At 61.3% G+C, this 14713-nt stretch carries 13 protein-coding genes; 2 read left to right on the forward strand and 11 right to left on the reverse strand.

Annotation, left to right across the window (positions count from 1 at the left end):
* Positions 1–95: 95 nt before the first annotated feature.
* The 9 genes from ACFE72_RS09975 to ACFE72_RS10015 all read right to left on the reverse strand — a co-directional run bounded on the left by ACFE72_RS09975 (position 96) and on the right by ACFE72_RS10015 (position 11413).
* Entirely contained in the window at positions 96–239 is a 144-nt protein-coding gene (locus ACFE72_RS09975) for a hypothetical protein (protein WP_375412926.1), read from the reverse strand.
* Between the two features lie 104 nt (positions 240–343).
* Positions 344–796 (reverse strand): phytanoyl-CoA dioxygenase family protein, encoded by a 453-nt coding sequence (locus ACFE72_RS09980; protein ID WP_375412927.1) that lies wholly within the window; start codon positions 794–796, stop codon positions 344–346.
* A 142-nt stretch (positions 797–938) separates the two neighbouring features.
* A complete protein-coding gene (locus ACFE72_RS09985) occupies positions 939–2237 on the reverse strand; it encodes an alpha/beta fold hydrolase (RefSeq protein ID WP_375412928.1) in 1299 nt (432 codons plus the stop codon).
* 34 nt (positions 2238–2271) lie between these two features.
* On the reverse strand, positions 2272–3003 hold the full coding sequence (locus ACFE72_RS09990) for an SDR family oxidoreductase (protein ID WP_375412929.1): 732 nt from the start codon (positions 3001–3003) through the stop codon (positions 2272–2274).
* A gap of 186 nt (positions 3004–3189) precedes the next feature.
* Positions 3190–4146, reverse strand: a complete 957-nt coding sequence (locus ACFE72_RS09995) for a chlorinating enzyme (RefSeq protein ID WP_375412930.1) — start codon at positions 4144–4146, stop codon at positions 3190–3192.
* Between the two features lie 41 nt (positions 4147–4187).
* Positions 4188–6083: an amino acid adenylation domain-containing protein gene (locus ACFE72_RS10000; protein WP_375412931.1), complete on the reverse strand. Its 1896-nt coding sequence runs from the start codon at positions 6081–6083 to the stop codon at positions 4188–4190.
* 1 nt (position 6084) lies between these two features.
* On the reverse strand, positions 6085–7434 hold the full coding sequence (locus tag ACFE72_RS10005) for a cation:proton antiporter (RefSeq protein ID WP_375412932.1): 1350 nt from the start codon (positions 7432–7434) through the stop codon (positions 6085–6087).
* Positions 7431–8684, reverse strand: a complete 1254-nt coding sequence (locus ACFE72_RS10010; RefSeq protein ID WP_375412933.1) for an MFS transporter — start codon at positions 8682–8684, stop codon at positions 7431–7433. Before ACFE72_RS10010 ends, ACFE72_RS10005 begins: the two co-directional genes overlap by 4 nt.
* Entirely contained in the window at positions 8681–11413 is a 2733-nt protein-coding gene (locus ACFE72_RS10015) for a condensation domain-containing protein (RefSeq protein WP_375412934.1), read from the reverse strand. The genes ACFE72_RS10010 and ACFE72_RS10015 overlap by 4 nt, the downstream gene beginning before the upstream one ends.
* A gap of 312 nt (positions 11414–11725) precedes the next feature.
* On the opposite strand from ACFE72_RS10015, the gene ACFE72_RS10020 reads away from it, so the two are divergent.
* Positions 11726–12634, forward strand: coding sequence for a DMT family transporter (locus tag ACFE72_RS10020; RefSeq protein WP_375412935.1), 909 nt, complete (start codon positions 11726–11728; stop codon positions 12632–12634).
* Positions 12635–12731: 97 nt separating this feature from the next.
* Here ACFE72_RS10020 and ACFE72_RS10025 read toward each other — a convergent pair whose 3' ends face one another.
* Positions 12732–13172: a thioesterase family protein gene (locus ACFE72_RS10025; RefSeq protein ID WP_375412936.1), complete on the reverse strand. Its 441-nt coding sequence runs from the start codon at positions 13170–13172 to the stop codon at positions 12732–12734.
* 36 nt (positions 13173–13208) lie between these two features.
* On the reverse strand, positions 13209–14156 hold the full coding sequence (locus ACFE72_RS10030) for a diiron oxygenase (RefSeq protein ID WP_375412937.1): 948 nt from the start codon (positions 14154–14156) through the stop codon (positions 13209–13211).
* Between the two features lie 350 nt (positions 14157–14506).
* Here ACFE72_RS10030 and ACFE72_RS10035 point away from each other — a divergent pair.
* The coding region (locus ACFE72_RS10035) for a hypothetical protein (protein WP_375412938.1) at positions 14507–14713 on the forward strand (207 nt) is incomplete at its 3' end.

Raw genomic sequence — 14713 nt, forward strand, 5'->3', positions numbered from 1 at the left:
ATTTCTCGACCCTGTAGCGGGTGGCGGAAAGCGGCTTTGTCAGGAAAGGCCTGCCGATGACGGCCGAACCATCACAGCGGATTCCAAGCTTTGCTTCACCGCCAGCGCGGCGGGACGGCGGTCTCGGGAAATCCGGAGTCGTACCACCACGCTTCGCGCTCTTCCGGCGCGAGAAGATCAAGAACAATGGCCACCGCTTCACCGTCATGAATAAGGCGAAAGCAATCGGCGATGGTCATCGCTGCGCATTTGCCGCCGTTAAAGGAAATCGTGGTCGTCTCAAAGGTTCGGTGCATCTGCCAAGTTCGCCTCACTCGATTGCGCTGACGCTTGCGGCCGCGCGTTACCGTAAGGAATGTCCGCGGAGGTTCGTGTCGAGAACCCGGTTGTATCCATACCGGTCCTGTCCGGACACCAGCACCGTCCCGTAACAATCCAGCGCGATATTACAGCCGTATTCGTCGACGTGATCCGTGTCGGGGTAGACCCTGACGCTGGCGGGCACGTAGCGGGAGGCAAATGCCATCCGGGTCTGCTTCGCCGTGGAGTTCGGGAAGGACGCATGCATGAGCGTCGACCAGAAAATAATGAATTGCCCTGCACGCAATTCCTTCGAAACCGCCTTGGTTTCGTCGGGCTGCCAGCCGGCATCGATCTGAAGCTCGCGATAGTCGTATCCATAGAACCCGCTGTTCTTGCTGGCGCCCCGGCTTCCGCGGCGGTAGCGATGAACATGGCGGCAAGCCCTTCCCGTCGCGATCGAAAGACGGCGGCAAACCGCCCCGATCGCGCCCAATCCGGGATCGTATTTATTTTGGAATTTGCTTTACGGACGAATTAACATTCGCGATCAAAATCATCGACTACCAATTTAAATAACCAGCCGCGCCCGCTGTGCGAAGCAGTGCGCGCCGTCGGCACGGTATGGACCAACAGATTCAAATGACCGCATCGGGTTTCCGGCAGGCAGCCGTCTGCACGTCGATTCGTGCCGTCGGTGCGGGTGGTTTGAGCGCCGCCGTAAACGATTCAAGCAGCCAGAGAAAATACGGATATTGCAGATCGTGGATGTAGTGCCCCGCACCCTTGACGTTGATATGGGTGAAGCTGGGAACGTAGGTCGCAAGCGCCGCGCTGGCAAAGGCATTGCTGATGACATTGTCATACTGCCCGGTAATCAGCAGGACCGGCATCCCGAGACTGGCCAGCGCCTGGTCCATCGGATAGCTGATGTCGGCGGTGATCCGCCGGCCATAATTGAGCAGGTCATCCTCTCGCGCCATCGGCACCAGCAGCATCGAGGCGTATTCTTCGGCCGGCATGGCGAACATTGTTTCAGCCCGCTTTTCCGGATTGTCGGCCATCCCGTTCCAGTCCGGCGAACGGGCGCGTTCGCCAAGCAGTTTGACGAACACACTCGCGAGCTTTGAATTGTCGCGCAAAGCCAAGAAAACGTCCTGCAGACTGTTTTCGAACGCCTTGCCGACCGGCGGCATGCCTTTGATGCCGCTGAGGGTCGGGGCGAGCAGCAACAACGAGCGCACCTGGTCGGGATATTTGGAGGCAAGGCTGACCGCGAGCCTGCCGCCGTTACTCCATCCCAGCACATCGACCTCGTCGATCGACTCGCCTTCCAGCACCGCAGCGATATCTGCCGTGTCGGTTGACAGATCGGTGCTTCCTTGAACCCCTCCGCAGAGCAAATCGGCGCTTCGGCTCTCCACCAGGATGACGCGGAAGTCGTGCAGCGGATCGGTGAGAAATTTCGTCCAAAGCGCCAACGGGATGCCGATGGCATTCAGCAAAAGCAGCGGCCGACTGCCGTGCCGTCTGATGAGATAGCCGACGCCTCCGGCCGTTCTGCGGCGGTCGTATTGTTGGGCGAGATGCTCAGGAATTCGCGCGCCGGGGTCGGGGACCGGCCGCAGCGACAAGCCGCCTTGTTCTGCAGCGAACGCGTCGATCATGCTGTCGAACATGAACCGCGCAACCGGATCAGGTTCGCCAGCCTTCCGCGTCACCGGCAAGCATTTGCTGGTGAGGTATTCATCGCCTCTGATGAGAGCGTTGGCGATCCATGCCGCCGGATAGGGTGCCGACACCGATCGGCAAAGATAGCTCTCGACCGCGGCGTCGCGCGGCGGAAAGGCAATCGGAAATCGCTCGAAATAGCTGGCTTCCCGCCGCCGCACCTCATTCAAAGTGCCGTCGAGCAGACCATCGAATATAGCGCTCATCTATACACCTTTCCCACCATCCGTCCGGCACGAACTACGGCCATCCCCCGGTAAATGCGATTACCTGGCCGGTCACGAAATCCGACTTGCCGGACGCCAGGAATGCGATCAGCGCGCCGACTTCGGGCGGACGGCCCAGACGCTGAAGGGGCACCATTTCTTTCAGGCGCTGGGCGTATTTCGGATTGTCGCGCCACACGGACACCGGAAAATAGGTTTCGCTCTCAAGAAAATTGGGGGCGACGGCGTTGACCTGGATACCGGAGGGGCCAAGCTCCTTCGCCAGAGCCTGCGCAAGCGCGTTGGCGCCGGATCGCGCCGAAGCATACATCGAATATCCCGGGTAGGGCCGTAACGGCGCTGCCGAGGTGACCAGGATGATGCGGCCGGTCCGATTCCTGATCATGACGTCGGCCGCTGCCGCCGCCAACCGGAACGGCGCAACCATCAGCGCCTCGATGGTCGCACGGTAAATGTCGATGCTCGCCATTTCGACGGGAACGGCTGTCGCGGCAAATACGTCGTTGCTCACCAGTACGTCGAGCCGCCCGAAACGAGCCAGCGTTTCGGCGATCAGATCTTTCGGCTCCTGGGCCACCGCGGCCGCGCAGCCAGAATGCGCGCCGTCATAGGCCGCGCGTTCTTCCGCCGAGCGGAACGATGGATCATGGCAAAGCACCTTGAAGCCGTCGGCCGCGAGCGCTTCCGACGCGGGGCCGCCGGCGTATTTGGTCACATTGGTAACGATCGCAACTCGATCCGCCATGGTCTCACCACCCGCCAAAAAGCGAAGATTTGTCGCCCGCGCCGCGCGGAGGCTCAGACAACGACAGGCCCCGCGAGGTAAAGCACGCGCCCAGCAGGATCACCCTGTCCCCGTCGACGCCAGGTGCGCCATCGCGCCGTGCTTTCACCGGCGTCTTATCGAGACGCGCGCATCGCCAACGGTCGGTCAAGCTGCGGTGTTGAAGGGTTTGCCCGTCGTGGTCTGGGTTGAGATACGGTTATATTTATAGTCGTCCTGTCCGCAAACCACCACCGCACCGTAGTCTTTCAGCGAAATCCGCCCGCCGTATTCTTCAACGTAATCGGAATCGGGATAGACACGCACCGACGTCGGGACATAGCGCGAGGCAAAGCCCAGACGCATATCCTTCGATTTTCCTTCGTGCGGATGAGAGGCGTGCATCAGCGTCGACCAGAACATGACAAACTGTCCCGGTCGCATGACCATCGATATGGCCTTCGATTCATCCGGCTTCCAATGCGGATCGATCTGCAGCTCGCGATAGTCGTAGCCGAAGAATCCGCGCCGGACCCCGCCTTTGTCCGCCGCATTGATCTTGTCCGGATCATAGTGCATTCGTTTGGTTTCATCGTAATGCATGGAGCGGTGAGTGCCGGGAATAAACTGCAGGGCGGCGGTATCGAGTCCGGCCTCGGTAAAGGCCGTCCAGACGGTGATCGTGCCGCCGAATTCCTCGGCTTCCGGCCACACGATCTGCGGCGTGCCGGAGGCGTTGGCGAAGGTGTCCGCCTGATGCCAATCGGTGCCCTCGTCACCGGGATACTTGGGAAAGAACTCGGTACGCCAGCACAGCACGTTCGGCCCCAGCACGCTGCTGACGCGGTCGACGATTCCCGGCTGGCAGATGTGTTCGGCCAGGAATGGATTGTCGAGGTGCCGGTCGTAATTCGAGATATTGGTGACGCCGGAAACCGCCTCCAGGTCTTGATAGACGGCATGGCTACGATCCAGCATCCGGACGCGCTCGCGTCGCCAGATTTCCTTCATCTCTTCCGGCTCGTACAAGGTGAAGGGGCCGGCGCAGCCGTTTGCGTGGAATTGCTCCAGTTCACTAGGAGACAGGGAAAACCGCTTTTTCCGGCCCGACATCGAATGCATCATGTTATCCTCCGCTGGTAGGTGGCTCGAAAGTCTTACGATGGTCAGGCGGTGACGCTGCCCGAGCGCAATTCCTTGCCGACGCAGGCTGCCAGCCGCTCGATGGTCGCACCTTCGATCAAAACGCTGAAGTCAAGCGAAACTCCGAAGAGCTGGCTCATGCGGCCAAACATCCGGGCCAATGCCAAGGACGTGCCGCCGACGTCGAAGAAGTCGTCCGTGACCTTGATGCCTTTGACCTCGAGGATATCTTCCCATAATGCCGTCAGCGCCTGAGCAATGGAATTTGGCGGCGGCGTTTCGGCCTCGCCGGATACGGCGTGCCTCGCTGCAGGTGACGGCAGCGCGGCGCGGTCGATCTTGCCATGAGCCGTCATTGGCAGCGAGGAAAGGAAGACATACGCGGATGGCCGCATGTGGAGCGGCAGTTCGGTCGCAGCGAGTTCAGTCATCTCGCGGCTCAGCCGCTCCATTGCAGGACCAAGCGTCTGCGCTTTCTGTTTCGGCACGACATACGCAATCAGGCGGACGTCGCCCTCGCCGTAGTCACGCGGGACCACGACGCTCGACGCAACCGCGGGATGGCCGCCGAGACAGAATTCGATTTCCTTCGGCTCGATGCGAAAACCGCGCACCTTGATCTGATCGTCGGCACGGCCGAGATAGTTCAACTCGCCGTTCGACAGACGAACGGCACGGTCTCCGGAATTGTAGAGCTTACCTTGACCGCCGCCGACGGCGAGAAAGCGCTCGGCCGTCAGGTCGGAACGGTTGAGATAGCCCCGCGCCACACCGGGCCCCGAGACGTAGATGTCGCCGGGCGTACCGTCGGCGACCGGCTGGCGCGACGCATCCAACAGGTGAATTTTCAGATCGGGGATCGGAATGCCGATCGGGCTGAGATTCGGCTGCTTAAGGTCGTCAGCCCTGAGCCGCCTGTAGGTGACGTGAACGGTGGTTTCCGTGATCCCGTACATATTGACGAGCGCGGGGCGCTGGTCACCGCGCCGGCCGATCCAGGGCTCTAACGTCTTCAGATCGAGGGCTTCGCCGCCGAAGATGACCAGCCGCAGAGCGAGGTCGTAAACCTGTTCGGCCGCACCATCTTCGGCGACCAGTTGCCGGAACGCCGAGGGCGTCTGGTTGAGGACGGTGACGCCCATCTTTTGGATCAGGGCATGAAACTGCTTCGCCGACCGGCTCACATCGTAGGGAACGATGACCAAACGCCCTCCGTACAGCAACGCGCCCCAGATTTCCCAGACTGAGAAATCAAAGCCGATCGAATGGAACATGGTCCAGACATCGCGCTCGTCGAATCCAAACCAGCGATGTGTCTGCTCGAATAGCCGGACCACGCTGTGATGTTCGACCAGAACGCCTTTTGGCAGGCCGGTCGAACCCGAGGTATAGATGACATAGGCAAGACTCCGTTCGTTTTCCTGCTTCAGGGCTGGCGCATGATCGGGCTGCCGAGAAAGCTCCGACGCTTCGTCGTCTATGCAGAGAATCGTCGCTGTGCCATCGGCCAGGCACGATGCAACGCGGGCAACCGTGACCACGACGGACACCGCACTGTCATCGAGCAGGAAGCGGATGCGCTTGGCAGGATAGCTCGGATCGATCGGCACATAGGCGCCGCCAGCCTTCAGGATCGCCAGCAACCCCACGATCATCTCGATACTTCGGTCCACGCACAGGCCGACAAGCGTCTCTGGCCCCACATCGAGCTGCTGCAGTTTGTGAGCAAGTTGGTTGGCGCGTCGATCGAGCTCGCCATACGACACGGTTTCATCCATCAGCGCGACGGCAATCCGATGCGGCGCCTGTCGCGCGCGCTCCTCGAAGATCCTGTGCAGCAGGTTTCCGGGCAGGCGTCCCGCTACAGGAGCCGGCGGCTGGCGAAGCGCAGCGGTTCCTCGGTCCTCTAATGTTGTCATGTCACTTCCCTCCCTTTCGATTTACGGTTCGCAGTTGCACCAGTTCGCCCTGCTTCCGGTTGTCGGTGCGCTGCGACGGCTCGCGGCTGGTGACACGAGACGGTCTGGCCAGTTCCGGAGCATTGAGCTTCTTATCGCGATGTCGCAGGATCGCGTGCGTCAGCGGAGTGACCACTGCGGTGACGACCAGCGCCATCGATAGGAGAGCGGAGAACACGTTTCCGCTGATGATTCCGGCATCGAGCAGAATGGTGAGTACAATGAGTTCCATCAGCCCCTTGGTCGTCATCAGCGTCCCAAGCGCGAGGCTTTCGGGCCATGAATGCATGAGCCGGGCGGGCAGCGCCGTCCCGATAACTTTGCCGATGATTGCCGCGGCGAACGCCCCCGCCGCTATCTGCTGGAACGCCGGCGATCCGACGTCGATCATCGCGCGCAAGCCCGCCAGCATGAAGAAAAAGGGCATCAAGAGAACGACAACGGGAATTTCAAGCTTGTCCAGGATGGCTCGCCGGAGGCCGTTGGGCATCGCCGCCCCGGCGATAAATGCACCTAGGATATAATGAAGGCCGATCGTCTCGGTCGCGGCGCCCGAGACAAATGCCACCGCGATCACGCCGACCAGATTGCCATCGCTCAGCCCACCGTCGGTTGGATCGAGTTTGATGAACCGTCGCGTCATGGGTCGGACGACAAAGAACATGACGAACAGATATGCGAGGAATATCGGCACGATCTGTGTCACCGGCAGAACCCCGGCCGCTCCGGTGCTTGTCAGCAGCGCCGCAAGCAGTATCCAAAGCGCCCCATCGTTCACGGCGGCAAGGCCCAGCGCCGTTTGCCCCAATGAATCCCGCAACAGCTTCATCTCGCGCAGGATGGCTGCGAGAACAGGCAGCGCGGTGATGCCGATGCAGATCGCAATGGCGACGATGAACTGATAGCGGCTGCCGGCCGCGGGAAGCTCGTTCGGAAACCGCTCGAGGATCCAAACGCCGGTCATGGCGCCCAGGCCTAATGGAACGGCCATACTGCCAATGGCCGTCAAGCCGAAGCCGAAACCGCGATGACGATAGTGCGACGAATCAAGATGAAGACCGGTGATGAAACCAAAGGTGAGCACCGCGATCGAGGATATCCCGGAAAAACCACGCAGGCGGTCCGGGCTGAAAAGCAACTGATAGGCATCCGGCGCGAACTTGCCGAGCAGCGACGGACCGAGCGCCACGCCGGTCATAATTTGCACGACGACCAGCGGCACCACCCGACCCAGCCGGGTGAAATGCCACACCGCATAGGGGAGCACGACGATCACCAGCGCTTGGACGACGAACAGAAACGCTTCGGTCACTGGCCACTCCGTGATGCTGAATGGTCGCCTTGCGAAACGTCAGGTCGGGACGGACCGGGAGGCAGCGCCACGAGGATCGACGCGGCCAGCGTGCCCGCCGCCAGGGCCACGAATGCGGCCGCGTAGCTGGCCACCGCCAGCACCGCGCCGAAGATGAGCGGCCCGACAAGAACGCCGCTGAGAATGAAAAGGTTGGCGCCGCTCATCAGGGCGCCGGCCTGCCCTGGCGGCGAGCGTCGCATGACTTCGCCGAGTACGACTGGAATAAAGCCGGCGGCGCTGACGCCGTACACCACGGCTACGACAACGATGCCGGCCACGGGCCAGTTCGAGGTAAAGACCGCAGTGAGCGCTGCGCCAGCCGACATAAGCACGCCGACGATCGCCATGACGGCTCTCGCCGGCAGCAGGCGATCCGACATCACGGCCCAGCCGATCTGGCCAACGATTCCCGCCGCCTGCGAGGCGCCAAAGGCAAGGCCGGCAGTCGTCAAATCGAAGCCCAACTGATCGACGAGATAGACGGTAAAGAACGATCGCAGGCTAAGCTGCATCGACACGAATGCCAGCGCCGCGACGAGCAGCCTCAACATTCCCGGCAACGCAAGGAGACGACGGATCGGTTCGAGCGGGCGGTACTTGGTAATGGGCAGCGAACGGGCGTCTGCATTGAGCCAGCCGACCGCTGGCAACAGCAACACGCCTGCGGCCGCGCTCGCGAGAGCAAGATCGACAACCGCCGCCTGCCACCCCCAATACAGCACCAGAAGCGGCACCAAGGCACCTGCCAGCACGCCGCCCAGAGGGACACCGGTCTGCTTGATCGACATGATCAGACCCGAATTCTGAGGTGTCGTCCGTGGCCCGAGAATCTGGGCGCTGGCAGGGTTGAGCGCACCGGTCGCCAGGCCGATGGCGAGCGGCGCCCCGGTCAAAAGCCAGAAACCGTCGGACAGAAGGAAAAGCAGGCCAGCGGCACTGAACGCGACGCAGACAAGGCCCAGCCCCATGCCGCCAAGTCGACGCAGCAGAAAGGGAGCGAGAAAGTTGATGCACAACGAGGCAACGCAGACCGTCGGTGCATAAAAGGTTATGAGGGCGACGTTCCAGCCGCGGTCTGCGGCGATTTTGGGCGCCAGAACCGGCACGCAGGCATTGATCAGGGAGATGATGACTGTGACGACGAGCGTGATGGCAACTGCCGCGGCAGGCCCCCAACGACGGGTGGACGTTTCCGCAGTGAGGGTCAAGACAAAGCCCCTACCCGCTTCCCGGAAATTACCTTTGCAAGGACAGCCGCCACCTGATCCACGTGCGGCTTGCGGACGATCGATTCATGCGTCGCCGGCAGTGAGACGACGTCGATCGGTCCGTCGATCAGTTCGCTCCAGTCAAAATCCTGTTCGCGCGTGTCCGGCTCCAACACGGCGCGAAACAGAGTTAGACCACCGCTTAATCGGGACGGACGATAGTTGCGCCGGAGCCGTCGCGCATGACGAACCCGATCAAACATGCACGTTACCTGATCCTCGGTCAGGCCGGCGCTGCCCGCTTGCGACGCCGTCGCGGCAACGATCCGCGCAACAGCGGTCGGCAAATCCGCTCCCGGCGGCGATTCGAGATTAACGCCCAGGGAACTTGCAACCAGGCGACGTACCGCGCCGTCGTCGTCTTCGCTCCGGAAATCCGGGCGCGACGACGTATCTATCATCGTAAGGCTGCCGGCCGGGGTACCGGACCCGGCGAGCCGGGAGGCGATGGCAAAAGCGACGAGGCCGCCGAACGACCATCCGGCGAGATGCAGACCCGTTTGAACGATCGGCGCTGCGGCACGCACATATTGGTCTGCCATCGCCTCAATGGAATCCGGCAGATGCTCGCCTTCGCCTAGTCCGGATGCATGCAGACCATAGACCGGAACATCCTTTCCCAAGCTCGTAATCAGGTCATGATAGCAGAACAGACTGCCTCCAACAGGATGGACCAGGAGCAGCGGCACGCCTCCATTTCCCTCCTGCAGCCTGACGAAGCACGACGAAACCTGCTTCCCGGTGCATTCGCGAAAAGCGTCGGCGACCCGCTCGAGCGTTCGGCGCTCGAACAGCACCGAAAGCGGCAGATCGACGCCGATCTGCAGATTGCACTCGCCGATCAACAATGCCGCCCGTAACGAATCGCCGCCGAGATCAAAATAGTCAGCCTCGATACCGAGGTTTCGGTCTGTGAAATATTTCTGCCAGATACCAAGCAGTGCTGCATCGACATCGTCGCGCGGCGGGCGCGGAGCGGCGGTGGCCGCTACGGAGGTAGCCGAGACAGACCGGCCGGTGCGCGCAGGGTGGCCGGCCGGCTCGGCGAACTGAAACGGAACCGCATCCGCGCCGGAGAGCAACTGTTCGATGGCAACATCGTCGATGTCGATGATATGCGACAGCGAGCTTCGAAAGGCCCGAAGAAACTGCGCGGCTTCAGCAGGATCAATGCGGCCCTGATCGTAATCGATAACGATCTGGATGGCGTCGGCTGACCCGTATTCCAGGGCCATGATGCTCCATGGCACCGCGAAACCCGCCGAGAGGTTCGTACACGCGATCCGCGCCCCGCCGAGATCGAAGGCATAGTCGTTGCGTACGTAGTTCACGACAACGTCATACAGTCCTCCTCGATTGAGCTTTCGCAGTTCGAGGACTCGATTGATGTGATCGGTAGGAAAGGTTTGGTGCTTCAGATCCCTGGATAATTCGTCATTAAGCTGGGCCAGCGCCGCGTCCAGGGAAGCCATCGCATCGAGCCGCAGCCGAAACGGCATCACCGTCGAAAATAGCCCGGCGATTGTCTTGGCCGACGGTGCCGCCCGATTGGCCAGCGGCACCCCGAAAATCAGGTCGTCCTGCCGATAGAGGCGGCTGAAACAGCACCAGGCGACGATCAGGATCAACTTGAACAGGGAAGATTTCCGGACATTCGCGAAGCTGCGCAGTGCCGCACTTTCTTCCCATGTCAGACCGGCGTCGAGGCGCACCCAACGACCTGAACGCGACTTCTCGCTGAGACCGGCGCCGCGATGAACGATCGGCGCCGGAAGATCGGAAAAACGCTTGCGCCAATAGTCTTCGTCGGCGGCATAGTGCGCCGAGGCGAGATAGGCGTTCTCTCTGGTTTTCGTTTCGCGGTAGCTTCCCCCGGGCGCCGGCGGCACCGGCCCGCCCGCAGCGAGCTTGTCGTAGACAGCAGCCGTCCGGGCCGCTACCAACTGACGTCCCGTCGCGTCGATGATCAGGTGATGATAGGCCTGCAGCCAGAGAAAGCGGTCGGCGCCGACTTTCGCGAGCGCGAAGCGAAAAAGCGGAAAGTCGGTTGGGGCGATCGGCTCCCAGAACAGCCGTTCGAGCCAGGCCTTGGCTTCTGCTGCTGGATCGGCCTCGGCAGAGAAGTCCCGCACATGGAGCTGCGGAACAAGAACGTCAACCGCCTCCTGAAAAATTTCGGCGCCGCGCTGTACGAATCGGAGACGCAAGGCATCCTGCTCGGCCACCACTGCAGTCAACGATTTTTTAAATAGACCGACATCCACCGCAGCTTCGATCGTCACGATCTGCCCGGTGTTGTAGATCGGCTTTCCGGGATGCAGCGCCTGATCGAGCCAGAGCGCCATCTGCGGCGCAGTCAGCAAGAAGCGGCGAGCGGCCGTGGAATCAACGGGATCTGTCGTTTGCGCCGGTTCTGGGAGAGGTGCCTTTTTCGCGTGCATGGACACTAGCTCCTCGTAACTGCAACGGTGGCCGACAAATCGTGGTGGATGGATATGCACGCTGCTCGCGATGGCGACGACTATCAGTTCTGACAGATTCAATCCGCAGCTCGGGAAGGCCACGCGCGCGATGGCAGACTCCGACAGTCGCCGGGCATGCGGAATGACAGGGAAGTCGCGGAAAAGAAACGCGCGCGTGTGATGGTCATCAGACGTTCCCCCCGGCATCGGTTGTTTTTAGTGCGGCAATTGCCGTTGCCCTTACAACCATCTTAGGTTGTGTCGAAAGTTGGGCACGCTTGGAATCGGCGGTGTCCAAAATTGATAGTGGCGTGCCGCGGATTTGAAATCTAATTTATAGGATCGTGCGCGGACGCCAGCGCGTCGACCGTCGAAGGTTCGAAACAGCCGGTATCAACCAATTGTGATTCCGGCTGCAAGAGTAGTTTGTTAATTTCAACGCGCCGGAAAGGCGGGCGTCGCCTGTTCGATTGTCGAGCTGTCGCCCAGAAACTGCTTTACCGAAAAAGCGTCCCATTCATGAGCGCTGGCGAAACGGACCGGACGCGCAGCGGACCGGTAGGCTTCTTCGCCGAGCGAACCATCGGCGTATTCTGTGGTATCGGCGTCATCGTGCTGTTCAGCAGCTTCACGCTGATCTCGCGGCTCGGCTTCTCCTCCGCGCTGACGTTACCGGACATCGCCGCGCTGCGCTTCAGCATCGGCGGCATGGCGCTGCTGCCGTTCGTCATTCGGCACGGGCTGTCCGGCCTCGCATGGCGGCAGGCCGCTGTTCTGGCGTTTCTGGGCGGGCTCGGCTTCGCGCTATTCGCCTATACCGGCTTTCTGCTGGCACCGGCAGCGCACGGCGCGGTGCTCCTGCACGGTACGCTGCCGCTCTGGACCTTCTTGCTTACCACCTTCGTCATTGGCGACCGATCCGCACGCGCCAAGACCCCTGGCATTCTGCTGATCCTGGTCGGGGTTGTGCTGATGGCCGCGGACAGCTGGCTCGTCGCCACGCCGCGGCAATTGCTGGGCGATCTCTCGCTGCTGCTCGCTTCGCTGTGCTGGTCGAGCTATGCCATCCTGGCGCGGCGCTACGGCCTTCCGCCGGCGCGCTCCGCGGCAATCGTCGCGGTGCTGTCGATGGCCTGCTTCCTGCCGGTCTACGCTTTCGTGCCGGGTAAGGCGCTCCTGCTGGTGAGTTGGCGGGAGCTCGCGCTGCAGGCAGTGTTTCAGGGCCTGTTGATTGGAGCGCTGTCGATTTTCATCTACACCAAGGCGGTATCTGCACTCGGCGCGGCAGAAACCGCGCTTTTCACGGCAGCCGTGCCCTGCGTCACGACACTCGCGGCAATCCCGCTGCTGTCGGAAACGCCAAGTGTCGCCGCCTTGGCCGGAGTCATCATTGTCACCACCGGCATGGTCATCGCCATGCGGCGCTAGGACCTGACATTCAGCGTTCGGTTCTATGTCGGCATGTTCGGCAACCGGCTGTCGCCGACCGGCCTGATGCTGGAAGCCCGCCGGCGGCTGATGCCGCTCAGTCGAGCGCGCCGATGAACGGCGCCAGCCGCTCCAGCAGGATCTTCGGCATCAGTTGCACCGTGCGGGATTCCGGCGCCAGAGCGACGACCTCGGCGCTGACCTGCGCAAGCTCGGTGCCGTTGCGCATGATCCGCGTCAGCCAGGAGGTTCGGGACCGGCTGGCTTCGGTGAGCGCCGTTACCAGCAGCAGTTCGTCTTCGAGCAGCGCGGACTTTCGAAACACCGCGCTGATTTTGTGAATGAGCAGCAGCGTGGCGTGATCGGCGCACAGGATTGCATAAGACAGGCCGACCGATTTCAGCAGATGATGCCGGGCGCGCTCCGACATTTCCATATAGCGGCAATGGTTGACGACGCCGGCGGAGTCCGTATCGGGATAGCTGACGGAGTAATGTAGTCTGCTGACTCGCGGCTGCTGGGCCGGCGTGTCGGTCATGGCGGTTCGTGCTCTCTTGTTGCGCCCGCGCAACCGTTAGGAGAATGAGAAATCGACTTTATCGCGCACACCGAGATCATCAAGCAGTTGAAGCAGCGCGCCGTAGTCGCGTCCGACGCGCCTGCGGCTTAAATCGCGGCCGACGCGCTCGATGAACGGACGCCAGTCGCGCGTATCGAGATAGGGCAGCGTCGATGACCAGAACGACATATCGATTTCAACCGAGTCATGGAGTGCCTTGGTGAAAAACGACAGTAAGGCGCGTTCGCGGGCCGCGTCGAGATTTCGATACACCGAACGCGCGATCTCGAGAAAGATCGTGCCATGCGCCGCTTCATCGCGGCGGTGCATTTCGGTATGGATGCGGTTCAGCGGCTGGATCGACGTAATAGTCGACAGCTTGCGCAGGTAATCGTGAATCGTAGTTTCCGAGATCGTGGCATAGGACATCAGGATCAGCGCGTGTTCGAACACGTCATCCGTCGTAGCCAGCTGTTCGCGTATCCGTTTGCCGAGCAGCGGCGGCGGCAGCACGTAATCGTTGAGCCGGTGCCGCGCGCGCGCGCTGCTGCACACTTCGAGACACATCAGCGTGTGGAATTGCTCATCGACCTGGGACTGCACGATGACCTGCTGGACCAGGTCGTCATTGACGCCCGGCAGCAGGTTCTTGCGCAGCAGCGCACAGAACGGCTGCACGACGTCGTCCTCGATGAAGATCACGCGTTCATTATACGCGATCCAGGTGGCGGCCAGAAATCGCAGGCGCGATTGGTCGCCTTGTTCGTCGAGGATCGCGCGAAATTCCGGGTCAGCGCCGAACGGAATGATCTCCAGTGGAAAGTCCGGAATGCTGGGATCGTAATACTGACTGAGGTCCAGCCTCTCCTTGCGCACCGCGACGCGATCGCTCCAGGTGGCTGCCATCTTCGCCATCACCTTGCGGTCCAGGGCGACGATCTCCTCAGTCTGGTCGGGGTGCATTGGTAATCTGACAAAATCCGGCCGAAACTCGGGTGGCGGTCCCTGTTGGACCAAGCGGATGATCGTGCCACATCGGTTGCTATCAATACAACTACGATATTTGGTAGTAGCCAAGCCGCAACCACCGATATTGGCGGTGGCGAGGCCCCGCGCCAGGCATTGCCGTCCCGACGCAATGCTGTACGGCTCGCATGGAGCGCGGCTGACCGGGCAGGTTTTGCGTTGCTCGACACCCACTGCGGCTACGGAGCCCGTCATAATTGTCCAAGCGGGCATCCCGGGTTTGGAGAAAAGCTGCGGGCCCGCACAGAACGATAGCGAGGCCGCTATATAATTGTAACGGCTATCAATTGACGGTAGACACGGAGGTGCCTGGTCTGAAGGTGGTTTCCATCGGACGTAAGGCGTGGGTCGCTTCGGTGTTTGAAGCACGCGGAGCGCCGACGGAATTTCACCGGGCCCGGGTCAGGGCGTCAGAAGAAAATCTGACAACATCTGTAGAAAAGAGCATGGCGCGCAACATTCTGATCCTTGGAGCCTCGTATGGCTCGTTGCTG

Source organism: uncultured Bradyrhizobium sp. (genome assembly GCF_964252615.1).
Classification (GTDB): Bacteria; Pseudomonadota; Alphaproteobacteria; order Rhizobiales; family Xanthobacteraceae; genus Bradyrhizobium.